Below are 23,817 nucleotides of genomic sequence, written 5' to 3'. Positions count from 1 at the left end.
TAAAAATCCTAATTCTGACAATTAACGCTAAAAGAATTGAGAATGAAACACGAAGAAATAACACATAAAATCATCGGTTGTGCTATGAAAGTTCATACCACGCTGGGCAATGGCTTTCAGGAAGTAATTTATCAACGGGCTTTGGCTATTGAAATGGCAAAGCAGGGTTTGACATTTCAGCGAGAAATGGAAATGACCATTTTTTACGAAGGCGAAGACATTGGCACCCGCAGGGTAGATTTTTTTGTGGAGGAGTGCATAATGGTAGAGCTGAAAGCATTGATAAAATTAGAAGATGTCCATTTGGCACAAGCCATGAACTATTGTCAGGCATATAATTTACCAATTGGGTTGCTTATCAATTTTGGCGGAAAAAGTTTGGAGTTCAAAAGAGTTTACAATGTAAATCATCCCGAAAACAAGGAATACAAAAAGCAAATCCTACAATCGTCTAATCTTAAAAATCCTAATTCTGACAAATGAGCAAAGTAGGACAAATAGAACGCGAAACCCAAAACCGTGTGGTAAAACTGTTCCAAAACGAACTGGGCTACGAATACTTGGGCAATTGGGAAGAACGGGAAAACAACAGCAACATAGAAGAAGAACTTTTGCGTAAATGGTTGTTAGAACGCTATGATGAAAATCTAACGAACAAAGCCATTTATGAATTTACCAAAGCCGCAGGCGACCAAAGCAAATCGCTGTATGATGTAAACAAAGAAGTGTATTCCCTGCTCCGCTATGGCGTAACGGTGCAGCCCGAAATTGGGCAAAACAAAAAAACGGTTTGGCTCATTGACTGGAAAAATCCGCTTGCCAATCATTTTGCCATTGCCGAAGAAGTAACCATAAAAGGCATACACAAAAAACGCCCCGACATTGTGCTGTATGTAAACGGCATTGCCTTGGGTGTGCTGGAATTGAAACGCAGCACGGTTTCCATTTCAGAAGGTATTCGCCAAAATTTAGACAATCAAAAGCATCTTTTCATCAAGCCGTTTTTCAGCACCATTCAGTATGTAATGGCAGGTAACGACATTGAAGGTTTGGCGTATGGTGCCATTGAAACCAAAGAGAAATACTTTTTGAAATGGAAAGAAGTTACCGAAGAAACGGGCAAAGAATTTCCGCATCTGTTGGAAATTACAAAACCCATTCGGGACAAGGCAGCCAAGTATGATTATCCTTTAGACAGAAACATCATTGAACTACTGAACAAAGAACGCTTTATTGAATTGCTGCACGATTATATTGTGTTTGACCGTGGCATCAAAAAGCATTGCCGACCCAATCAGTATTTTGGTATCAAATCGGCTCAGGATTTTGTAAAGCGAAAAGAAGGCGGCATCATTTGGCACACGCAGGGAAGCGGAAAGAGTTTGACCATGGTGTGGCTTACCAAATGGATAAGAGAGTTTAACGACAATGCACGGGTGCTCATCATTACCGACCGTGAAGAACTGGACGAACAAATTGAAAAGGTTTACAAAGGCGTTCAGGAAGACATTTACCGCACCAAAAGCGGCAGGGATTTACTGCAACAACTCAACGACACTTCGCCCTGGCTGATGTGTTCACTCATTCACAAGTTTGGTGGCAAAGACAAAGGCGAAGAAGCCACCGATGAAGATGTAGAAAAATACTTGCAGGAACTCCGCAGCAGTATTCCAAGCGATTTTAAAGCCAAAGGCGACATTTATGTGTTTGTGGACGAGTGCCACAGAACACAATCGGGGAAATTGCATGAAGCCATGAAGCAATTTATTCCCGATGCTTTGTTTATCGGTTTCACCGGAACGCCATTGTTGAAAAGCGACAAGCAAACCAGTTTGGAAGTTTTCGGCAGATACATTCATACCTACAAATTCAATGAAGCCGTAGCGGACAAAGTGGTGTTGGATTTACGCTATGAAGCCCGAGACATTGAGCAAAACATTAAGTCACCCGACAAGATAGATGAATGGTTTGAACTGAAAACAAGAGGACTGACCGACTTTGCCAAAGCCGAATTGAAACAGCGTTGGGGAACCTTGAAAAAAGTGTTCAGCAGCAAATCACGATTGGAAAAAATTGTGTTGGATGTGGTGATGGATATGGAGAAAAAAGAACGACTGCAAAACGGCAGAGGCAATGCCCTGTTGGTTTCCGATAGTATTTACAATGCTTGCCGTTATTATGAGTTGTTTCAAAATGCAGGATTGAAAAATTGTGCGATAGTAACATCATTCGTTCCCAATGCCAACGATATAAAAGGCGAAGGAGACAACTATACAGAGAAATTGCAGCGGTTTGAGATTTATCAAAAAATGCTTTCCGCATACTTCAACGAAACACCAGAGGAAGCATTAAAGAAGGTTGAGCAGTTTGAAACCGAAGTGAAGAAAAAATTTGTGGAAGAACCTGCACAAATGAAACTGCTGATTGTGGTAAATAAACTGCTTACAGGTTTTGATGCTCCGAGTGCCACGTATCTATATATTGACAAGAAACTGAGAGACCACGGGTTGTTTCAAGCCGTTTGCCGTGTAAACCGTTTGGATGGAGACGATAAAGATTACGGCTACATCATTGACTACATGGACTTGTTCAAGAGTTTGGAACAGGCATTTAATGATTACACTTCCGAAGCGTTTAGCGGTTACGAGAAACAGGATATTGACGGACTTTTGAAAAACCGCTTGCAGAAAGGTAAAGAACGATTGGACGAAGCATTGGAAGCCATTAAAGTATTGGTTGAACCCGTTGAGCCACCCAAAGGAACAATTGAACACATTCGTTACTTCTGCGGAAGCAATACAGAAAACCCTGATGAACTAAAAGACACTGAGCCAAGACGTGTTGCCCTATATAAATTGACCATTGCTCTCATTCGGGCTTATGCCAACATAGCCGATGAAATGAAAGAGGCAGGTTACACCGAAAAGGAAACGGAAGCCATCAAAGCCGACATCAAGCATTTTGAAAATGTCCGCAAAGAAATTCAGTTAGCCAGTGGCGACTATATTGATTTAAAGCAATACGAGCCAGCCATGCGGCATTTGATTGACAGTTACATCGGGGCAGAGGAAAGCCGCCTGCTTGCCAACTTTGACGACATGAGCCTTGTGGAAATGCTGGTGCAGGAGCCACAAACCACTTACGAAAAACTCCCCAAAAGCATATCCGGCAATCCCGATGCCATGGCAGAGTCCATCGAAAACAACCTGCGCAAAGTCATCATCGAAAAAAGCCCGACCAACCCCATGTACTACGAGAAAATGAGTGTGCTGTTGGACGAACTCATTAAAATGAGAAAAGAAGCCACGTTGAAATATGAAAAGTATTTGAATGAAATCATTGCTTTGTCGGGGAAAGTCCAAAAGCCAGGTGCCGCCACCGACTACCCGGGCGCCGTCAACACCAACGCCAAACGGGCCTTGTTCGACAACCTGGGGCGACAGGAAGCCCTGGCAACCGAATTGGACCACAAAATCCTGACAACAAAGAAAGACGGTTGGCGGGATAACATCCAGAAATCGAAAGCCGTGCGGAATGCCATCACGGAAGTACTGAATCGCCACGGCATCATGGACGACATGGAAGTGCATCGCATTTTTGATTTGGTAAAGAATCAACGGGACTATTGATGGAGCAAATCACTATCGGCAACATAAAAATAGATATCGTGCGCAAAGACATCAAGAACATCCATCTTGCTGTTTACCCACCGACAGGAAGGGTGCGCATTGCGGCGCCATTGTCCGTCAGCGAAGACGCCATCCGACTGTTTGCCCTTTCAAAACTTGGCTGGATAAAACGCAACCAAAGAAAGTTTGAAGGACAGGAACGCATTTCACCAAGAGAATACAAACAACGGGAAAGCCACTACTTTCAGGGCAGGCGGTATTTGCTCAACATTGTGGAGACAGACAAAACACAGAAAGTAGTTTTGAAAAACAAGAAGTTCATTGAACTGCACATCAAGCCCGACACACCAACCGCAAAGCGACACGAAATCCTGACCGAATGGTATCGGGTGCAACTCAAAAAACAAATCCCTGCCATCATAGACAAATGGGAGAAAATATTGAACGTAAAAGTTGACGATTGGCAAGTAAAGCAAATGAAAACCAAGTGGGGTTCGTGCAACATCGAAAAGAAACGGATTTGGCTCAACCTCGAATTGGCAAAGAAACCTGAACATTGTTTGGAATACATTATCGTGCACGAAATGGTGCATTTATTGGAACGACACCACAACGACCGATTTCAGTATTTCATGGACACCCACCTACCCAACTGGCAGCAACTGAAAACGGAGTTGAACAAGTTGCCCGTCAGTCATGCGGATTGGAGTTACTGAGGCAGCGTAAGGTTGTTTGCCGGGGCATGGCCAAGCGCGGTCCCGCCTGATATGCAGGTCAAAGCCCTCATTCCGCCGTCTTTGCCTGATGAAGACGTCAGGCAGGTCGGCCAAATGCTGCCCCCTCTCCATCATTCCCCCTGTTTTGACTGCTTCCTGAAGGAATCCCGGATTTGGGCGATGTTGGCGATGACCAGAATGGTGAAGAAGAAGGAGACGAACAGCTCGAACATGACAAAAATCCGCGCGCTCGATGCCTGCGGGATGATTTCGCCGAGTCCGGCGGTGGTGAACGTAGTCACGCTGAAATACAGGAATGCGAGGAAGGTGGCCGCGCCCTGACCGGGGTCGAAACTGCCCGCAAAGGCATCCTTCTGGATGTGGTACAGGCAAAAGTAATCAATGCCGAACGACAGCACGATGAGCAGCACCGTGAGCACGACAAAGGGGATGAACTCGTGGAAGTAGAACTCGCGCATGGTGGTCGCCCGGATGTTTGTCAGGGTGAACCAAATGAAATAGCCCGATTTGGCCACGCTGATGGCCAGCAGTATCGCTTCGCTGACGGTGGGGTTGGTCAATTCGTAAGCATCGAAGAGAAAGACCGCAACCCCCAGCAGGATGACGGTCACATATTTGATTGTTGCGTGGAGATGCTTCATGCGAACCTGATTTTAGTCGCCCAAATGTCCTCCGCAAAAACCAATTCGAGGCCGAAACCTTCCTGCGCGCAAATTTCCCCCACCATGGCCAAGCCCAGGCCCAGCCCATCGGTTGGGCTGTTTCCGCGGGCAAACCGCTCCCGCAGGGTTTCGACGGGTGCGCCCGGCGGCGCAGCGGCGTTTTCCACGAGGAGGCATTGCGCGTCCAGAACAACGCGCAGCCAGCCGTCGGGCAGGTTGTGTTTCACGGCGTTGGTCAGCAGGTTGGCCACGAGCGTTTCGGCGAGAAACGGATTGATGACGAGTGTTTTTTCCGTCAAATCAGCCTCGACAGCGAGCCGTTTTTCGGCGATAAAATCTTCGAGCCACACTAATTTTTTCTCAACAAGCGGCTTCAACGGCACCGGTTGTTTCTCGGCAAACTGGTTGTTTTCGATTTTCGACAACAGCAGCAGCGCCTGGTTGAGCCGGGCCATGCGCCGGGCGCTTTGGCCCACGAGGTCGAGGTGGCGCCCCTGCGCTTCGCTCAGATTTTCGTCTTGCAGGAGCAGGTCCACCTTGTTCTGAATGACGGCGAGCGGTGTTTGCAGCTCGTGGCTGGCGTTTTCCGTGAATTTTTTGACGGTCTGAAAATCCTTGCGCACCTGGTCGGTGAGGGTTTCGAGGGTCGCGTTGAGTTCCCGAAACTCTTGTGCGGCGGCGGGCGGCAGGCGCAGCGGCTCCTGGTCGGTGAGTCGGAAGTCGCGCATGGCATCGAGGGTCTGGTAGAACGGCTGCCACACGTTCCGCGCAACCGCCCGATTGACCCAAAGGATGGCCCCGAACAGGAGTCCGAACGCAAGGGCGAGCATGGCCACGACCAGCATGGCGAGTTCTTGCTGCTCCAACGTGCTCTGAAAGATGGATACCTGCACCCATTGCCCTCGGATTTGCATCGGGAAAGCAAGGTATCGGAAGGGTTCGAGTTCATTTTCGAGTGGATTGAGCAGCATGGTGTCCGCCAGTTTTTCGCCGAAATCGGTCGCTCCCGGCGGCATGGGCACGGCGACGAGGCGCGCGTCGATGCGCTGGAAAAACGCGGGCAACGTGTCGTGCGCTCGCGCAAATTCCTCCAGGGCAAAACGGGTGTCCGATAGTTGTTCGTCGGTCTCGTGCAGGATGACGCGGTACAGCACGATGTATATCGCCACGCCCGCCGCCACAAATACCGGCAGCGCGACGCGCCAGAACATCCGTTGGGTTTGGTGCAGGAGTTTCATGGCTTGTTCGTGAATTTGTAGCCGATACCGTAAACCGCCCGCAGGTAGTCGCCGCAGCCGCGGTCGAGGAGTTTTTTGCGGAGGTTTTTGATGTGCGAATAGATGAAGTTGAAGTCGTCCATTTGGTCGGCATCGTCGCCGAGCAGGTGTTCGGCGATGCTTTCGCGGCGCAGGACGCGGTTGGGGTTTGCCAAAAAATAGAGCAGCAGGTCGTATTCCTTCGGGGTCAAGTCGAGCGCGGCATCCCCGACGGCCACGCTGCGCTCGTTTGGTCGGACCCGTATTTCGTGAAAGACGAGGTCGTTGATGCCGCCAAAATGCCGGCGGCGGAGCAGGGCCTTGATGCGGGCGTTGAGTTCGGGCAGGTGGAAGGGCTTGGTCAGGTAGTCGTCGGCCCCCAGTTTCAGGCCGATGATGCGGTCGTCGAGGGCGTTGCGCGCGCTGACGATGATGACGGCCGCCTCGGGGCGTGTTTTTTTCAGGTTTCGGATTACATCCAGGCCCGAGCCGCCGCCGGGCAGGTTGACATCCACGATGAGGCAGTCGTATTCGTACAGGGCGGCTTTTTCGTCGGCGGTCGGGAAGTCGGCGGCGTGTTCGACGCGGTAGCCCTCGCCCTGTAAGTACTCGCGGACGGTGGCGGCCAGTTCCGGCTCGTCCTCAATGAGCAAGATTTTCATGGGGCGAAAATACGGGCCGGATTTTGGATGAATTTGGGCGGACGTGTTGCTGTTGCCGTCCTGCCCCCCGGTTTACAGTGCCACTTTAAAGTGGAGATTTGCACGTTGTCGGCAGCCCCGAACCCGCACTGCCCGATTTGATCTAGTGCCTCCTGTACTTTCCTTGATACTTCAGTTAAGTTTGCGCTCTTTCAGGACATCTTCCAATTCCTTATGGTTGTTTGGGGCTTTAAGCAGTTTGTAAATGAAAAAAACGGGAATCAACATTGGAATAAGGTATCCCAATCTTTTTTCTGAAGATAGACCCCAAGAAACAACTCCGAAAAGGAATATTCCAGCCAGAAAGCCGATCCAAATAGCATAAAAGAGTTTAGATTTCCTCATCTTTTTTTTCTCGGCTAATAGTTCTTCGTCAGTCAGATTGTAAATGTCGTTTTTTTTCATAATCCTCTGTTTTATAGATTTCTGTTTTGCATTGCCCACAACGTTTTGGCGCTTGGCGTAGTGGCGGATTTCGGAGCACAAAACTGTCAACCCAGCACTGCACTTGAATAGAAGCACAAAACTCCAAGTTTGCACATCACCCCGCCTGACGCAAAACCCGTGTTAGCGGGTTGTTGTTCATTTCTTCGTTTCATATATCAGTTGCACAACGCCTGATTTATATTTATTCGTCTTAATCAAAGTTAAATTTATTCGTTCTTTCAAGTCTTCAAATAAAGGTTTACCGCTTCCTAATACTGTCGGATGAACGGATATTCGGTAAATGTCAATTAGTCCAAGTTGTATAAATGTTTTAATTAGACTTGCTCCACCATAAAGCCAAATGTCCTTACCTTCTTGGTTTTTAATATTTGTTACTTCGTCCGAAATTCCTGAACTGATAAACGATGCATTTGGGTCTTGTCTGTTTTGTTTTGAAAATACATATTTTCTCTTTGAGTGAACTCCTTCCCAAAGTTTCAACTCCGTTTCACTTGCATTTTTTTCAGGCCGAAAGTTTCCCCATAAATCATAACTTACACGTCCATAAAATATGGTGTCAATGGTTGATAGAAAACCATCAAAGTCCATATCATCGTCCATTATGCACCAATCTATTTCTCCATTAGAACCTTCAATATATCCGTCAAGAGTTACGGCTAAGTCTAAAATTACTTTTCTCATTTACTCAATCGTTTAATGAATTTATGCCTTGTTCTTTCAATTTTTCAAGGTGTTCTTTCATTGTCTTTACTTGTTCTGCTGGATGTCCTTGCCAAACGGTTACTTCTCCAACTACTCTGAAAGGCTTGGTAGAACGATAAGATTGCGTTGGATTTCCGGGAAATTTCTTGTCGGTCAAGTCCGGGTCATTCTCAATTTCTCCTGTTGGTTCTACCAAATAAATTCTTTCACGTCCGTCACCGAAAGCAAGTTCTGCTCCCCAAATTGCTGCGTCTAATGTCCCTGTCAAAAAAATGTATTTTGCGTTTTTTTGTTGTCCGTAGTTAGAGTTGAAACCAACTTCAATTAAGTCGCCAACTTTTAGGTCTGCCTTAGTCCCGTGAAAATAAGTCTGAGCGAAAGGTGTTGCTCCTTGTACGCTTGTTGAAATTGATTTATTGTCGTTATTCTCCATTGTCAAAAGTTTATTTGTTCGGACTGGTCGGTATTTACAATGCCCGCTAACGTTTTCGGGCTTTGCGTTCGGGCGGGTTTCGGAGCACTAAATTGTCAACCAGCACTGAACTTGAATAGAAGCACAAAGCTCCAAGTTTGCACGTCACCCCGCCTGACGCAAAACCCGTGTTAGCGGTTCGGCTTTCTTTATTTAAGTATGCTTTGAAGTTTTGTCTTTAGAGTTTGTTTTCTGTGATTATAAAATGTTATAAAGTCTCTGAAGTCTAAACTTAGAGTATTGTCAATGTAGTTGTCCGCAAGAAATTTGTTTATGTCGCTAACTACAGGATTATTGTTTTCGTCTCTTGAATTTAGCCAATCAGCGAACGATGTTTTATTTTTTTTAATATTTTCTATTCCTTCCAATAATTGCAAGTTTGGTAAAGAGTCTCTGCACTCGTAATACGTTGCAAAGTCTGTATTTGGAATAGAAAGATTACTCATTTTTGCGTCCGTGAATTGAGATTGTGGGTGTATATGGTCTTGATGAAACTTTACTTGTCCGTATTTTAAATTTGGATATAAGAAAGACAACACAAGAAAAGCATTATTGCCTTTTTTGTAGCGTAAAAATTCATCAATATCATCATCATTAATTTTTAATGATTTATTTGATGGCAATTTCAAACCTACTATGCTGTTAAAACTAAATCTATTCTCTCTTAAAGTGTAGTCTGTAGCTCCGTCTGGTTTAGTTCTTAATGAATTTCTAAGATTAGTCAAAACAGTGTCGCCTTGACCACTAAATACATTTTTCAAAAGAGCGTGAAATAAATATTTCTTTAGTTCATATTTTGTGGCTGAATCTAACACACCACCTTTCATCAAATAATATGATATTGGTAAAACAGAATTTTGAGAAGATAATGTAGCTCCACTCATTCCAAATTCAACAAGAAGCTCAATTGTTCTTTGTATTGCTTGTTTGATTAGATTCCAATTGTCTTTTATTTTAATAACATTTTCTGTTTTAAAACTTCCAACCTTAAATAGAACATCACAATCTGTTAACATCAAACAACATCTCATTACAAAGTCGTTGTTGAAATTGAATGTGTCCCCTAATTTATTGATTGTCGTTAAGAAGGATTCTATTTCATCTCGTCCATTTTCCCAGTTAGCAACAATCGTTGAAAATAATAGGTCTGTTTTAGAAAGAATAGTTCCACCGCTATTAACACGAACGAAAATTTTCAAAATATTATCAAGCTCTTGCTCTTCAATTTTGAAGAAGTTTATTAGTTCTTCTCTGACTAAACGTGAATGAATATCTCTAACTATCCGTTTGATTCTACTTCTTGTTTCTTTATCTGAAAGTGCATTGATAGTAGGATTGTTACTTACTAAATCATCGTAAAACTCATCAACTGGTGGACTATCTTTATCCCAAACAAGCACATCTCTTACTTTAAACCACAATGTTGTTTCATTCTTGATTTTTGCATCATCTTCTGTTATAAAGCTAAAAGAAAAGTTGTTTTCGCTGTCTTCGTCTAAATGAATTTGACTTAGTAGATTAAGGTGTAAAGTCTTCTTTGGAAAAGCGGAATCATTGTCCCAAGAAAAGTAAGGCTTTTTTACAGCATAAGTTCCTTGCAGTGCTAAATAAATTGAACTTAGACGCTGTTGTCCGTCTAATACACCAATGATTTCGTCTTTTAGCTCAGGGTTAGGAACACGAATATTTAAAAAGTTGTCACGCTGGTGATAGTTTTGAAGAAACTTGTAAAAAACATAGTTGTCTATATGTGGTCTTTTTACAAACCAAAATAAAAAAGTGCCTATTGGATAGCCTTGTTGAATAGAATCAAAAAGTTTTTCAGTTTGTTCTTGTTTCCAAACAAACTTTCTTTGAATTGCAGGTAGATAAATTTCGTTGTTTCCAATTTTTTCTATTATCTGTTTTATTGTCAATTTTTCGTAACTCATTTTTCTGTCTGTTTGCTTTGATATGATGTGTTGTCTTTTTAAGCTGACCGCTAACGCCCGCTCCGCTTGGCGAAGTCCAAAAAAATTTCGCGAAGCGAAAAAAATTTTTTTGGATTTTGCCAAGCGGACAGTTGTACGCAGTCCCGAAGGGGCGGCGTACGGCTGTCCGCGAAAGCGGAGCGGGCGTTGCGCCGCAATCCCGAAGGGATTGCGGCGCAACGTTCGGGGCTTGGCGATGTGGCGGAATTTGAAAAACGTCCTGCCCGGAACTGTTGATTATTAAAGCTAATTAGTTGATGCTTACAAAATACAGGTGAATAGCGTTCCGTCAAGCTAGGAATAACAGACGCCACATGTACCAAAGTTGACGATTGCGTTAAAGTCCGCCGACATAACGCCAAACCTCTTGTTGTAGGCAGCTTTTATTTCTTGGTAGTGGAAATATTTAACTGACAATGTAATTTTGCGCCATGATAACGGAAGTTCGTCGTTGCCACCGCTGTGAAAGCAGCAACATCGTCAAAAACGGGAAAAACCGCTCCGGCACCCAAACCTACAAGTGCAAAGATTGTGGTTGCTGCCGGGTATTGGACAGCAAGCAACCCAGCAGGAACATGGACCCCGAACTGGTGGAGCGTGCCTACCAAGAGCGGCAAAGCCTTCGAGGCACGGGGCGCTTGTTGAATGTCTCGCATCGGACGGTACTCAATTGGTTAAAAAAAAAGCCCGGCAACTCCCCCCATTCAAAACCACCATTGAGGAAGGACAAGCCGACGACCAGTTAGAGGCGGACGAAATGTTCACTTACATTCGCCGTGAAAATCAATCAAGTACGGGTCTGGATTGTCCAGTGCTGTAGAACTAGGCAGATACTTTCCTTTTTCATTGGCGATGGCTCGATGGACTCCTGCAAGCGCCTTTGGCGAAAACTACCCTACGAGTACCAAAAATGCTTGAGTTTCAGCGATTTTTGGACGGCGTACCAATGCTTGCCCAACGAAACACACTACATGGTCGGCAAGGAGACCGGTCTGACAAACCATGTTGAAAGGCTGAACAACACCTTGCGCCAGCGTATCAGCCGATTCGTCCGAAAAACCCTCTCCTTCTCCAAAAAGGAGTATATGCTCAATCTGCACTTCAAACTATTCGCATACCACTACAACTTAAATGTCATCAGTTAAATATTTCCACTACCTATTTCTTTACGTTTATAAAAGGGCTTTTTAGTAAATACCAAAATTTTTGTCGTACTGGATTGTCAAACTCTGATAGTCCATACTTGATTTCACTAACAGGAATTTCTTTATAAGTTTTAAAAAGCTTATCCCAGAAAATAAATATTAAACCGTAATTAGAGTCAGTAAACCTTTGCTCTTGATGATGATGTATTTTATGAAAATTTGGCGAAACTATTATTTTTCCAAATGTTCTGTCAAACCAACTAGGCATTATAAAACTGGTATGATGTAAAACTAATAATGGCATATACAAAATGAGCCAAAAAATCAATATAGTTCCGTCAAGCCCGAATATTACTGCTGCTGTAACAGTAGCGAGATTATCTAAAATAGCATCAAGAGGATGAAATCTATATGTTGTAGAGCTGTCCATTATTATGTCACTGTGATGCACTCTGTGAAGACGCCAAAACAGTTCCCAAGTATGAGCAAGTCGGTGTGAAAAATAATATGTCAGGTCAATACAAAAAACACCGAAAATTACTTTCATGTAATAAGGCAGTTCAATAATATTAAAAAGCCCATATTTATTAGCATCTGTCCAGTTTAAGACTTTAAGAACTAAAGTAGCCAGTCCAAGATTCAGTAGAACATAGCCAATTTGAAGAATAATATTGTTGATTAAATGAGGTGTCCTTTTAATCAAGGATGACACTCCTGTAAATATTTGTTCTAACGAAAATAAAAATGCCAATATAAACGCCATGAAAATGTCTGGGTTAAGATTGGTCAGATAGTGAAATACCTTTTCTATCACGGTTTAAAATTTTAGGGTCTGTCAAAGTTGCCTACAACGTTTTTGGGCTTTGCGGTCGGGCGGGTTTTGAAGCACAAAACTGTCAACCAGCACTGAACTTGAATATAAGAACGAACCTACGAGTTTGCACGTCAGCCCGCCTGACGCAAAACCCATGTTAGCGGTGGTTTTTTCTTTTCTGTTCATACTGTCAAAGTTAATAAATGTCCAACGTGGTCGCTTAATTTTTTGTCTGTGTTCCAAGTTTCAATTTCTATATGCTTGTTCTCTATAAAGTCGTTGCTCAAAATAATATGGTCAACTATGTCAGCAATTTTTGCGGTTGTATTTGTTAGTCCGTAAGTTGTAAATGCGTCCAAAAGTATTTGTCGAGCCTTATTACTTGGCCAAGGTCGTCCCGAAAATGTTACGTTCAAGTCGCCTGCAATACAAACCTGTCTGCCGGGAAATATCTTTTCAAAGTCTGCAAGTTGTCCGTTGAGGTCGTTATCGAAACGTGGTTGGCGGTTTGCAAAAACTCCAATAATTGAACCGTAAACTGTCAAAAGTCCAAACGGGGTTTCAATATCTGTGCAAACAGTCGTGTAACTGTCAAAAGTTTTGTGTTGAGTTGCCGCCTTATACTTTGTCAATATACTAACTCTGTTTTCGCCAACGTTATATTTTATGCCGTCAAATTCGGTCGGCAAAAGGTCTGTTGAAATGCAACTGTAATTATCAAGTTGAATTAATGAATTTGTTTCTGTCAGCACTAAAATGTCAGCATTTATGTCAACCAACTTGTCAAGAATGAGTTGATTTTTTCTCTTGTCGAGCCGTTCTAAATTCCAAGTTGCTATTCTCATTTTTGTCAGTCAATTATCTATGCTTACCGTGTCTCGTAAAATCACCGCTAACGTCAAGGCATTGCTGTCAGGTGTGGCATTGCTGGTAATACACTTAAATAAAGATAATCAGATGCCGTGCTATTCGTCAGCCCAATAGCAGTACATCAGCCACACTTGCAGCAATGTACTGTTGGTGGCAGTTTTATTTATTCTCTGATTTTGTTTTATGATACACGGCTACAATTTCTTTAACCTCGTCCCATTTATATTTCTCCGTCGCCGTTATATTTCCATTTTTTTCCAGCGTAAAATCAAATGTCCACCAGGTATTTTCTGGCCAGCCATAAATTGCAAAATGGTTGTTGCCCTTATAATCAAATCCTTGTCCGTATGGTTTGTTTTTAATCCAAAGTTGTCCGTCGTTATTGAAGAATTGTATCGTCTTTTTCCTATCGGCAGTAGTATATTCCCCTAACAACTTGTCTAAATTCTTTGCAGAGACGACATACTTTTTCGACAAAACAATGTCGAATTGCACTTGACTTACCCCGTTTACCACCTGTGTTTCCAAAATACGCCGGGAAGCTTTGCCGTTGGCTGAGGAAAGGTCTTCTTTAATGTGTGGGTCGCCCTTGAAATAGATTTGCGTTATGAGACTTTGATAACCTTCTGCCGAAATCAATAAATGAAAGTGAGCAGGTCTATAATTTACGGGGCCGTCAAGATACGGAACGGGCATTTGTGTGGTGAATTCATATTCTCCTCTTTCGTTGCAATAAGTTGTCCCTCTGTACAAAAAAGCATCTGTGTCGTTATCATAGACGCCTTCAGGCGAGCAATGCCACAATTCGATCTTGGCTCCTTTGTATGGCGTCGTACAATCGTCATGTCTGACAACTCCTTTTAAAATAATTTTTGGATGGTTTTCTTCTGCAACAACGAGGTTGTTCCTAATAGGGCTATCCGGTCTGTAGAACGGACCTAACAGGTCAGAGGTTGTTTCACAATCCCCGATATATGTATTTCCATACAAATAGGGGTGGCCAAGAGCTGTCAACGCAACTGCTGTCAGCGTTGTGTTAATTAGAAAGTCTCTTCTATTCATATGTTGTTAATGTTAAGAAAGAAGTTGAACAATTGCCACCAACGGTTTCGGGCTTTGCGTTCGGGCGGGTTTCGGAGCACAAAACTGTCAACCAGCACTGAACTTGAATAGAAGCACAATGCTCCAAGTTTGCACGTCCACCCGCATGACGCAAAATCCGTGTTAGCGGCTGGTGTTGTTATTACTTTGTCTGTTTCGATATTCTTTTAAGGAACTTCAACTCACAATTATCAATATGACCTAAATGGATTTAAAAATCATTTTCAACTTACTTCAAACGCTCTACTAATTCTACACGCCTATTTCGTTGTTTTCCTTCGTCCGTTTGATTAGTTCTAATTGGAGCTAATGGTCCTACACCTTTTGCTGTTATTTGGCGAGCAGATACACCTTTTTTTATTAGTTCGTCTGCAATCTTTTGGGCTCGTTGAATTGAGAGGGTCATATTTGCATCAAAATCACCAGTATCATCAGTATGACCAACAATATAAAAATTTTTGGTGGGATTAGCTTTGATGTAAGAGAACATTTCATCAATAATACCAGTAGCTGAGGGCAATAAAGTAGATTTACCCGTTTCAAACAGTGCCTCATAGATGACTACTTTCCCTTCTGCTTTAATTTGATTTTTGATGTATTCAGCCGTTATCTTAACCATATCTGCATCCATACTTTTCTCTGTTAAGATATCAATGTAGGTATAAATTGTATTATCAACATCTGCCACTCCAATCGTAACGTATTTGTTGCTTTCTGTCCCTTTTAATACAGCACTCAAGTAGTATTTTCCGCTATAAATTTTGGTTATTTCTTTTGAAGGGAAGGTACTTCTACTCTCTACTTTATTATTCTCGCTTCCGTAAATGGTAATAAAAAAGTTCTGGAATCCACCATCATTGCAACTGCGGTCAGAGCAGCTAAACAGTATGCTCAATCCTGATTTTTTGAGCTGTTGTTCATAATTTCTGAATACTTCAAGGGCGGTGCGTCCTGAAGGACCTTTGTAGAGAAAGCACTCTAAAGCACCTTCGGGAGTTGATTTTTTCGGAAATTCTCCATACGAAAGCGGACCTTCTGCTATCAGATATTGCACATAATTGCTTTGATACTGGCCGATTAAATTACTACCTTCATAGCCGCTAATTGTTAACTTTTCGTTTTGAGCCTGCAAAGGAATAGCAATAAGAAATAACCCTAAACTAAAAAGTAAGTTAATCAGTATCGTGCAGTTAAAATGATTGGGGGCATATAAACTCATTTTGCTTGGCTTAAATTTTGAATAGCCATTTTGTGTTCGGCTATTGATGTTTTTGGTGTGATGACGCCTAAACATTATACCAAAGATTTGGAAAGAAATGGATAGCAACATAGGTAAAATTTCTTACGTTTGTATTATGTTAAAATGAAATCTTATAATCTTTAATCTGTTAGTATGCCTGTATTAAGCTGTTCGTTATCAATACTTTCGTTAACACTTGCCGCTAACGCCCGCTCCGCTTGGCGAAGTCCAAAAAAATTTCGCGAAGCGAAAAAAATTTTTTTGGATTTTGCCAAGCGGACAGTTGTACGCAGTCCCGAAGGGGCGGCGTACGGCTGTCCGCGAAAGCGGAGCGGGCGTTGCGCCGCAATCCCGAAGGGATTGCGGCGCAACTCTCAAATATACGAAAGTTTTGTCGTATTTTTTGTATTGTCGAAGCCAACAATACAAAAAGTACGACAAAGCCCCTACTCGTTTTTCAGGTTTAAGGCATCAAACGGACTTTTGATGTTTTCCAGTGTTCGGTTGCTGACATGTGTGTAGCGGAGCGTCGTTTTGATGTCGTTGTGCCCCAAGAGTTCCTGGATGAGTTTGAGGTCTGTCCCGGCCTCGTGCAGGTGTGTGGCATAGCTGTGCCTCAGGCTGTGAAACGTGACGTCCTGCAAAATTCCGGCAGCCGTTTTGGCCCTCCTAAAAATCTGCTGCAAGCTGCGCGTGCTGTACGGGCTTTCAGGGTATTGTCCTTCAAAAAGCCAATCTTGGGGTTTGTAGGCGACATAGTATTTGCGCAGCAACTCCAATATCCCTTGTGACAGGGCTACCGTACGGTCTTTTTTTCCCTTTGCCCCTTTGATGTTGATCACCATGCGTTCCGAATGGATATCCTTGACCTTCAAGTTGACCACTTCGCTCACCCGCAGTCCTGCGGAGTACGCCAAGTATAGCATGGTCTTGTGCTTCAGATTCTCGAGCTGCGAAAAGAGACGCTCCACTTGTGCGATGGCCAGCACATTGGGCAAAATGACCTTTTTTTTGGGCCGAGGTATTTCGATAAACATCTTTGCTCGCCCCAACACCTGCTCGAAATAAAACTTCACGGCATTGATTCTGCTGTGCAGGGTGTTTTCCGACAATTTCAGATTGTTGGTGCAGTGCAAGAAATACGCCCGAAGATGTTCCGTGCTCAGGGTATCTACCGGCGTGCTGTCATCCAAGTACTGAAGCAGTTGTACAAACTCGTTGCGGTATGTTCGGATCGTGTTCGGACTGTACGCCTTTAGCTGCAAGGTTGACACGAATGCCGTCAGAGCCGGTTGGTTGACCGAGCCGATGCCCGGCAGAACAGTATCCGAAACCACCGGTTGGCTTTCCAGTCCAAACATCTTCCGGTACGAGGCAGTATCCAGTACATACCAAGCCTTTTGCGATTGGCTCCATCGAGCGTCGGTCAATCTTTTAGTTTCCTCGATGAGTGCCCGGTCGTACTCAAATCGAATGTAGATGACCGCTTGGCCCTTGTGGGTACCCACACTGTACGAGACCTGTTTGTTGTTTTGTAGTGCCATATCGTCTGTGGTTTCGATTTGAAGTACGGCAAAAGTAACCACAGCCCCACCAACTTTCAAAATCTTGGCGCGTCGTTTTTTATTCCTAGCAGATTCAAGGTTCGAGTGTAGCAAATGCACAGGGCTTTCAAGCCTGTTCTTCAGGTTTGCCAAACAAACCGGGGCGTGAAGAGGCTTCTATGTGCCCACACTACTGGACATTTTCAAATTCACCGCAGAGACGCGGAGACGCAGAGTTTTTATTTTTTTGAAAATCAGATTCTTAGAAACCCTCCGCGTCTCTGCGTCTCTGCGTCTCTGCGGTTGGAAAAATGTCCAATAGTGTGCTATGTGCCTCGCTTCCCCGCACCAACCGTGCCACCAACTTCTTGGTCTCTTGCTGCGGGCTTTTCGCTACTGCACCAAGCGTGTGGGCGCGCATTCCGCCCGCGCTGTTTGGCGAAGCCGCGCCGGATTTTTTTCCGCCTGCTCGCAGCAGGGCAGCGGGCTGGAGGCTAAAACACCGTCGTACGGCAGGCTGCGGTGCTCGCCGCTGTGGGTCTGCGCTTTTTAATCTGGGTGCGGTGGGTTTTTCCATTTGGAAAACAACAACTTTGCGGTCTTTTCAACCCGATGCCCCGGAGCGGCATCGGGAAAAATCAACCTGTCTTTAACTGCTACAACATGCTGAAAAAACACGCTGTTCTGCTCGGCATCTCTATTTCCGTATTCCTGCTGCTGTGGGCCATGCAGGTGTATCCGGGCGGCTCGCTGTCCGACAAGGATTCCGTCGGCTTTGTCTGGTCAAAAAATTTTATCAGCAACCTATTCGCGGCAAAAGCGGTGAACGGTTCGGACAATCCATCCAGACTCTGGGCTGATGCGGGCATGATCTTCCTGTCGGCGAGTTTCGCGCTATTCTTCATCGGATTTTCCAAAAGAATACCGCATACGAGAGCCGCCAAGGTCATCAAGTACTTAGGCTCCGGTGGTATGCTGTTTACCTTTTTGATCGTGACCCCCTTGCACGATCTCATGGTCACTATATCCGCCACCTTGTTTCTCTTGAGCATGTTTTACATCACGGTTTTCATTCTAAAATCAAGGTTGCACCTGTTCAAGGTGCTGTGCATCCTCTACTTGTTGTTTTTTTACTACACCCTGTACATCTATGGTTCGGGCGACTATTCGTTTCTGCCGATTGCGCAGAAGATCGTTTTTGTCAGCACCATCGTACTGGTGCTGGGGCTGGAGTATTTCACGCGAAAAGAAGACTTTGAACATCTTGGAACGGCGAGGCGAAATGGAGAATGAGCGCGAGTGGGTGGTGGCTTATGAAAGGAAACGATTTGCTGATAAAGTGGGTGGGCGGTGCTACGGAAGACTTGGGCTTTTGGGTTGTGGCATCTTTGCCAAAATAAGTGTACACTTGCCCTCAAAAACTGTTCGTTCATGAATAAAAGCATCCTTTGTCTCGCGCTCGCGTTGCTGCTCCGCGGCAGCGTTTCCTTTGCTCAAGATACCTTTTCCATCGTCGCGGTGGACTCGCTCACCGGAGAGGTGGGAAGTGCGGGTGCTTCTTGCATTAGCGCCGCTAACCTTCAGACTTTTTTCCCCGATTTCGCTCCTGATTTTCTCGGTGACCTGTTGCCGGGCCGCGGTGCTATCAACACCCAGTCATTTTATTTGCTTCAAAATCAGTTGAACGCTCGCGCTCGCTTGACGGAGGGGCTGTCGCCGCAGGGAGTGCTTGATTGGTTGGTGGCGAACGACGCACAGGGCAATTCCACTCAACGCCAGTATGGTGTGGCGGCATTTCAGAATGGTGCGCCGGCGGCTGCGGCTTTCACGGGGGTCAATTGTTTCGATGTGAAGGGCCACCGAGTAGGCCCCAACTATTCGATTCAGGGCAACATCCTGTTAGGGCAGGGGATTCTCGATTCGATGGAAGCGCGTTTTCTTAGTGCCGAGGGGTGCCTTGCCAACAAGCTCATGGCCGCTATGCAAGGGGCCAAAGTGCCCGGTGCCGACACCCGCTGTTTGAGCAATGGCACCTCTTCCATGTTTGCCTTCATTAAAGTCGCGGCACCCGACGACAGCCCTGAGGAGCCATATTTGCGCCTGTTTGTTTCCTACAATCCGGTAGGCATTGAGCCTATTGACTCTTTGCAGGCGTTGTTTGATGCCAACTACATTTGCCTGAGCAGTTTGGAAAATGCGCGGCACGCGCTCTCCTTTTCCGTTTCGCCCAATCCCGCTTCCGGCGAGGTGCGCGTGACGTTTCCCGACGACTTGGGCTTCCTCCGCATGGATGTTTTCGACGCGCAGGGCAAACTGGTCGAAACCCGCCCCAACATCGCTTCGGGGACGCGCCTACACATCCAACAGCGTGGACTGGTTCATCTGCGCCTCACGGACAAGGAAGGTCGCATGGGCGTGAAACGGGTGATTTGTGCGGATTAGAAACGGCCTGCTCGTTTTTCCAGCGCCTCGCGGCTCAAGGTGATGAGGTGGCCGATGGGCTTGCCGTCGCGGTAGGTAATCACGCGGAGCGTAATCGGGCCTTCCGGCAATTCGACGGGCTGGACATATTTTGAGGAAAACCTGTCGGGCATGGTGTCGTCAATGGAGTAAAAGATGTCCAGCCCCGGCATTTCGTTGTCCATTTCCAGCCACAGTTTCCCGTCTTGCCGCCGGGTCTTCACAATCGCGTCGTAAACGGCGCGGGAATAGTTGATTTCGGCCACATCGGCGCGGGCAAAGTGGGCCTCCATGCGATTGGCGAAATCTTCCCAGTTCTTTTTCTCCTTGGGCGACCAATACACTTCCGAGAGCGCCCATGCGCGAGGGTACGTCATGTATTGCGCGTAGCGCAGGGTAGGGACTTGTTCGGTCCAAAGATTGCCCTGCCCGCCAAGGATGTATTTCGGGTCAACGCCATCCGGCACAGGTTCGAAGCTATAGCTCTTTTTGGCTCGCAGATACGCATAAATGGGTGGGTCTATCGTCGGCTCGCCTTGGTTGTAGTCCAAGTAGGCATAAGTAGTGGGAGTCATCACCACGTCGTGGCCCATTTGTGCGGCCTCAATCCCGCCCTTGATGCCCCGCCAACTCATCACCGTTGCGTTGGGTGAGATGCCGCCTTCCAGAATCTCGTCCCAGCCAAGCAGTTTTTTGCCTTTCGAGTGCAGGATTTGCTCCACGCGCCCCATGAAATACCCCTGTAAATCCTCCACATGCCGGATGTTGAGTTTTTTCATCAAAGCCTGACAGCCGGGGTCTTCCTTCCAGTAGCCCTTGTAGCACTCGTCGCCGCCGACGTGAATGTAGGGGTTGGGGAAAAGCGCGGCCACTTCGGTGAATACCTTGTCCAAAAACTCATACACCTTTTCGTCGGAGGGGTTGAGCGTGTTGTCAATGTTCATCTTGAACGTGCCATTGCCATACCACTCCGAAAAAGGCGTGCCGGGGTTCACCTTGGTGTCGGGGTTTTTGGTGCAGCTCAATTCGGGGTAAGCAGCGATGGCCGCCATGCTGTGGCCGGGCACATCTATTTCCGGCACAATGGTCACGAAGCGTTCCTGTGCGTACCGGACGATTTCCCGAATGTCGTCGTGCGTGTAAAAGCCCCCATAAGTGGCCGGCTCGCCGGGTTGGGGGTCGGCGCGGTCGCCAAAGCGTCCGGCGCGTTGCACCCGCCAAGCCCCGACGGAAGTCAGCTTGGGCAGCGATTTTATTTCGATGCGCCAGCCATTGTCGTCGGTCAGGTGCCAGTGAAACGTGTTGTATTTCAGCCGGGCAATTTGGTCAATGTGTGTTTTCACGTCCTCTTTTGAGAAAAAATGGCGGCTCACATCGAGCATAATGCCGCGCCAAGCAAAACGCGGGTAGTCAGCGATTTTCACGAGCGGGATATTCCAGTCCACTTTTGCGACGGTTTTACTTTCCACCTCTTTTGGGAAAAGTTGCAACAACGTCTGCATGGCGTAAAACAAGCCTGCGGGTTGGTTGGCCGTCATCACGATGCCTTTGGGCGTGGATTCGAGGGTGTAGCCTTCCTGACCCAACCTTGCGTCGGGGGTATTGTTCAGCCTTAGTTGTATGGCGGCAGAGGTGCTTTGTTGTGCTTTGAGAGAAAAGCCCGTCGGAGTGTTCAATTTTTGAGCGAGCATTTCGGCAATTGCCCGACCTTCGGGTTTGTCGAACCCAATGGTGGCGCCCCGCGCCAGCGCGTAGGTTCCGTTCGTCACTTGCCATTCAACGGGTTGTGGAATCAGGTTTAGGGAGTTGTTTTGAGCATTGGCCATGCCAAACATGGCGAAAAATAGCGGGCAGAGCAAATAACGCAACATGGAACAATAATTTAAAAGTGTGGCGGCGAAGGAATAAATGTTTTTTGGTTGTCCCAAATTTCCAAACAAAAAAAGAACACACGATGAAACAGACACCCTTCATTAGCATCCTCCTCTTGCTGGCCATCTGTGCCAACGCTCAATCCCCGCCCGTTCCCCCATCAGGGCATCCTTTTTTCGGCATCAACTCGTTTCCGTGGGTGCCGCTCTCCAAAGTGCGGCCTTTCGGCCTGGTACGCCAATACCAAATGACCGAGTGGACTTGGAAGAAAGACGGCATCACGGTGGCCCCTTCTCACGGTGCCAACGACGAACATTACGACTCGCTTTTTGCCGAGGCCAAATATAAAGGTGTCACGATGGTGCCCGTGTTGAGCTGGCGGCCAGCATGGCTCAAGCCCAAAACGGCTGGCGATGCTTGGCAACACGAAACCATGAACGACCCCGCCACAGACCCCGCCAACCCCCTTTCTTATCGGCAATGGGCCGCCTATCTTTATCAATGGTCGGCCCGCTATGGCAGGCAGCAGCATCCGGCAGAGCGCCTGAGGGTAAGCCCGGAAGTGCGCTGGACGAACGACTCTAAAAACACAAGCGCCTCAGGGCTGGATTTGCTCCACTACATCGAGCCTGAAAACGAACCCAACCGGTGGTGGCGCCCCCCTGCTGCGCAGTACACCCCCGAACAGGCAGCAGCCATGCTTTCAGCAGCTTACGATGGCCATGAAGGACAAATGGGGCCACTCTGTGGCATCAAAATCGCCGATTCGACCATGCGCGTGGTGATGCCGGGTTTGGCAGACATCAATGTTGCCTATTTGGATGCGATGCTCGCTTGGTGTCAATCGAACCGCCGTGACCGGCGGTTCCCAGCCGACGTGCTGAATGTGCACCATTATTGCAACGCCGCCAACCGCCGCGACAATCCTCGCATCCACCTCACTCGTCATGGGGTGCAGCCAGAAGCCGACAGCCTCCGCGAGCGCCTCCGCGACCTGGTTCGCTGGCGCAACAAAAACCTGCCGAACATGCCGATATGGCTTTCCGAATTTGGATACGACACGCATCCTGCCAGCCCCCAGCGAGCCGTGCCGCACGGCGGGCGCTCTGCCGAAACGGTGCAAGGCATCTGGAATGCCCGCGCTTATTTGGAGGCGATGGCCGCTGGCGTGGATGCGGCGTTTGTGTTCACGGCCATTGACGAACCCAACGAACAGTCGGGGGGGCTGTTCACCTCTTCGGGCATCATGCAGGGGGAGCATCCGCAATCGGGAAATCCCTTCGCGGCAAAAGCAGGGTACGAAATACTGGAACAATTGGCGACAGACCTGACTGGTCTGCGCTTCTCGGCTGATTTGTCGCCTGCGCCGGAAGTGCGGTTGTATGCCTTCGACCCCATGCCCGGAGTGCCGAAGCCGCGCATACTGATAGCATGGCTGACTTCGGCAAGCGGAGCGACGCGCACGGTGCAAGTGGGCGGGCAGATGATTTTGGTGACGGAGGTGCCGCAAACTTTTTTCAGAAAATTTTAAAACCTACTTGGTTTTTCAGATACGGTGTTCTTACCTTTGCGGGCGCTTTTGAAAAAGGGGTCTCCAAATCTTGTTTGGTTGAACTGGTTTTTCAAGACGCGATTTGAAATTTTAAATTCCTTCAAGGGTAATGAATCAGAAAATTCGCATCAAACTCCGGTCTTACGACTACAATCTGGTGGACAAGTCCACGGAAAAAATCGTGAAGACCGTGCGTGCGAGTGGAGCCGTTGTGACTGGCCCGATTCCGCTGCCTACCGAGAAAGAAGTTTTCACAGTGCTGCGCTCGCCGCACGTGAATAAGAAAGCTCGTGAGCAGTTCCAGTTGCGCACCCACAAGCGCTTGATTGAAATCTACACACCCACCCAGAAAACGGTGGATGCTCTCTCCAAATTGGAACTGCCGAGCGGTGTTGACATTCAAGTCAAGCTTACCTGAGTTAATCTTCGAATTGCTGATTTCCGGCTTTTGATTTTAAGACCGCGATTTTGATTCAAAGTGCCAAGCCCAAATGGGGGTAACTGAACAGAATCGGACGCTTACCCGTCAAAGGGAATTTAAGCGTTTTTTTTTCGGTAAAAAAATCTGCGCCGAAACACATTCGACAGGTACGCCTCCAAAAATCCGCAATCGAACAAATCCAATCGTTCAACCATAAAATTC

At 46.5% G+C, this 23,817-nt stretch carries 23 protein-coding genes; 9 read left to right on the top strand and 14 right to left on the bottom strand.

Going from position 1 to position 23,817, the window contains the following annotated elements; genetic code table 11:
• Positions 1-42 precede the first annotated feature (42 nt).
• From KIS77_19415 to KIS77_19405, 3 genes are read left to right on the top strand one after another with little or no spacing between them, the layout of a single operon-like run.
• Positions 43-483, top strand: a complete 441-nt coding sequence (locus KIS77_19415) for a GxxExxY protein (protein MCW5924497.1) — start codon at positions 43-45, stop codon at positions 481-483.
• Entirely contained in the window at positions 480-3,629 is a 3,150-nt protein-coding gene (locus tag KIS77_19410) for an HsdR family type I site-specific deoxyribonuclease (GenBank protein MCW5924496.1), read from the top strand. Before KIS77_19415 ends, KIS77_19410 begins: the two co-directional genes overlap by 4 nt.
• Positions 3,629-4,345, top strand: coding sequence for a M48 family metallopeptidase (locus tag KIS77_19405; protein ID MCW5924495.1), 717 nt, complete (start codon positions 3,629-3,631; stop codon positions 4,343-4,345). The genes KIS77_19410 and KIS77_19405 overlap by 1 nt, the downstream gene beginning before the upstream one ends.
• A 131-nt stretch (positions 4,346-4,476) precedes the next feature.
• On the opposite strand, the gene KIS77_19400 is transcribed toward KIS77_19405, so the two are convergent.
• The 7 genes from KIS77_19400 to KIS77_19370 all read right to left on the bottom strand — a co-directional run bounded on the left by KIS77_19400 (position 4,477) and on the right by KIS77_19370 (position 10,660).
• On the bottom strand, positions 4,477-5,007 hold the full coding sequence (locus KIS77_19400) for a two pore domain potassium channel family protein (protein ID MCW5924494.1): 531 nt from the start codon (positions 5,005-5,007) through the stop codon (positions 4,477-4,479).
• The gene (locus tag KIS77_19395) at positions 5,004-6,266 is read right to left on the bottom strand and encodes a hypothetical protein (GenBank protein ID MCW5924493.1); all 1,263 of its coding nucleotides are present in this window, start codon (positions 6,264-6,266) and stop codon (positions 5,004-5,006) included. The genes KIS77_19400 and KIS77_19395 overlap by 4 nt, the downstream gene beginning before the upstream one ends.
• A complete protein-coding gene (locus KIS77_19390; protein ID MCW5924492.1) occupies positions 6,263-6,946 on the bottom strand; it encodes a response regulator transcription factor in 684 nt (227 codons plus the stop codon). Before KIS77_19390 ends, KIS77_19395 begins: the two co-directional genes overlap by 4 nt.
• A gap of 171 nt (positions 6,947-7,117) precedes the next feature.
• Positions 7,118-7,390, bottom strand: coding sequence for a hypothetical protein (locus KIS77_19385; GenBank protein MCW5924491.1), 273 nt, complete (start codon positions 7,388-7,390; stop codon positions 7,118-7,120).
• A gap of 177 nt (positions 7,391-7,567) precedes the next feature.
• A complete protein-coding gene (locus KIS77_19380) occupies positions 7,568-8,113 on the bottom strand; it encodes a dihydrofolate reductase (protein ID MCW5924490.1) in 546 nt (181 codons plus the stop codon).
• Between the two features lie 4 nt (positions 8,114-8,117).
• The gene (gene arr, locus KIS77_19375; protein ID MCW5924489.1) at positions 8,118-8,567 is read right to left on the bottom strand and encodes an NAD(+)--rifampin ADP-ribosyltransferase; all 450 of its coding nucleotides are present in this window, start codon (positions 8,565-8,567) and stop codon (positions 8,118-8,120) included.
• A 188-nt stretch (positions 8,568-8,755) separates the two neighbouring features.
• Positions 8,756-10,660, bottom strand: coding sequence for a DUF262 domain-containing protein (locus tag KIS77_19370; GenBank protein MCW5924488.1), 1,905 nt, complete (start codon positions 10,658-10,660; stop codon positions 8,756-8,758).
• 347 nt (positions 10,661-11,007) lie between these two features.
• Here KIS77_19370 and KIS77_19365 point away from each other — a divergent pair, with 347 nt between their 5' ends.
• Complete coding sequence (locus KIS77_19365) at positions 11,008-11,322, top strand: IS1 family transposase (protein ID MCW5924487.1); 315 nt, start codon at positions 11,008-11,010, stop codon at positions 11,320-11,322.
• A 30-nt stretch (positions 11,323-11,352) separates the two neighbouring features.
• Positions 11,353-11,721, top strand: coding sequence for an IS1 family transposase (locus tag KIS77_19360; protein ID MCW5924486.1), 369 nt, complete (start codon positions 11,353-11,355; stop codon positions 11,719-11,721).
• A 13-nt stretch (positions 11,722-11,734) separates the two neighbouring features.
• Here KIS77_19360 and KIS77_19355 read toward each other — a convergent pair whose 3' ends face one another.
• The 6 genes from KIS77_19355 to KIS77_19330 form a co-directional block, all read right to left on the bottom strand.
• Positions 11,735-12,535 carry a sterol desaturase family protein gene (locus tag KIS77_19355; GenBank protein ID MCW5924485.1) on the bottom strand — a complete coding sequence of 267 codons (801 nt, stop codon included), beginning with the start codon at positions 12,533-12,535 and terminating at the stop codon, positions 11,735-11,737.
• Positions 12,536-12,717: 182 nt separating this feature from the next.
• Positions 12,718-13,380: an endonuclease/exonuclease/phosphatase family protein gene (locus KIS77_19350; protein ID MCW5924484.1), complete on the bottom strand. Its 663-nt coding sequence runs from the start codon at positions 13,378-13,380 to the stop codon at positions 12,718-12,720.
• Positions 13,381-13,564: 184 nt separating this feature from the next.
• The gene (locus KIS77_19345; protein ID MCW5924483.1) at positions 13,565-14,467 is read right to left on the bottom strand and encodes a catechol 1,2-dioxygenase; all 903 of its coding nucleotides are present in this window, start codon (positions 14,465-14,467) and stop codon (positions 13,565-13,567) included.
• Positions 14,468-14,735: 268 nt separating this feature from the next.
• On the bottom strand, positions 14,736-15,836 hold the full coding sequence (locus KIS77_19340; GenBank protein ID MCW5924482.1) for an OmpA family protein: 1,101 nt from the start codon (positions 15,834-15,836) through the stop codon (positions 14,736-14,738).
• A 356-nt stretch (positions 15,837-16,192) separates the two neighbouring features.
• Positions 16,193-17,290, bottom strand: coding sequence for a site-specific integrase (locus KIS77_19335; GenBank protein ID MCW5924481.1), 1,098 nt, complete (start codon positions 17,288-17,290; stop codon positions 16,193-16,195).
• Between the two features lie 262 nt (positions 17,291-17,552).
• Positions 17,553-17,867, bottom strand: coding sequence for a hypothetical protein (locus tag KIS77_19330; GenBank protein ID MCW5924480.1), 315 nt, complete (start codon positions 17,865-17,867; stop codon positions 17,553-17,555).
• 86 nt (positions 17,868-17,953) lie between these two features.
• On the opposite strand from KIS77_19330, the gene KIS77_19325 reads away from it, so the two are divergent.
• Both KIS77_19325 and KIS77_19320 read left to right on the top strand, forming a co-directional pair.
• Positions 17,954-18,583 (top strand): hypothetical protein, encoded by a 630-nt coding sequence (locus KIS77_19325; GenBank protein ID MCW5924479.1) that lies wholly within the window; start codon positions 17,954-17,956, stop codon positions 18,581-18,583.
• 138 nt (positions 18,584-18,721) lie between these two features.
• The gene (locus tag KIS77_19320; GenBank protein MCW5924478.1) at positions 18,722-19,732 is read left to right on the top strand and encodes a DUF1028 domain-containing protein; all 1,011 of its coding nucleotides are present in this window, start codon (positions 18,722-18,724) and stop codon (positions 19,730-19,732) included.
• On the opposite strand, the gene KIS77_19315 is transcribed toward KIS77_19320, so the two are convergent.
• Entirely contained in the window at positions 19,729-21,621 is a 1,893-nt protein-coding gene (locus KIS77_19315; GenBank protein MCW5924477.1) for a family 20 glycosylhydrolase, read from the bottom strand. The genes KIS77_19320 and KIS77_19315 overlap by 4 nt on opposite strands.
• A gap of 83 nt (positions 21,622-21,704) precedes the next feature.
• Between KIS77_19315 and KIS77_19310 the strand changes: the two genes are divergently transcribed.
• Positions 21,705-23,153, top strand: a complete 1,449-nt coding sequence (locus tag KIS77_19310) for a hypothetical protein (GenBank protein ID MCW5924476.1) — start codon at positions 21,705-21,707, stop codon at positions 23,151-23,153.
• A 130-nt stretch (positions 23,154-23,283) separates the two neighbouring features.
• A complete protein-coding gene (gene rpsJ / locus KIS77_19305; GenBank protein ID MCW5924475.1) occupies positions 23,284-23,592 on the top strand; it encodes a 30S ribosomal protein S10 in 309 nt (102 codons plus the stop codon).
• Positions 23,593-23,817 lie beyond the last annotated feature (225 nt).

The sequence above is a fragment of the Saprospiraceae bacterium genome, assembly GCA_026129545.1.
In the GTDB taxonomy this organism is placed as follows: Bacteria; Bacteroidota; Bacteroidia; order Chitinophagales; family Saprospiraceae; genus M3007.
The sequence above is the reverse complement of the archived record's forward strand: the minus strand, read 5'-3'. Positions and strand labels throughout refer to the sequence as shown.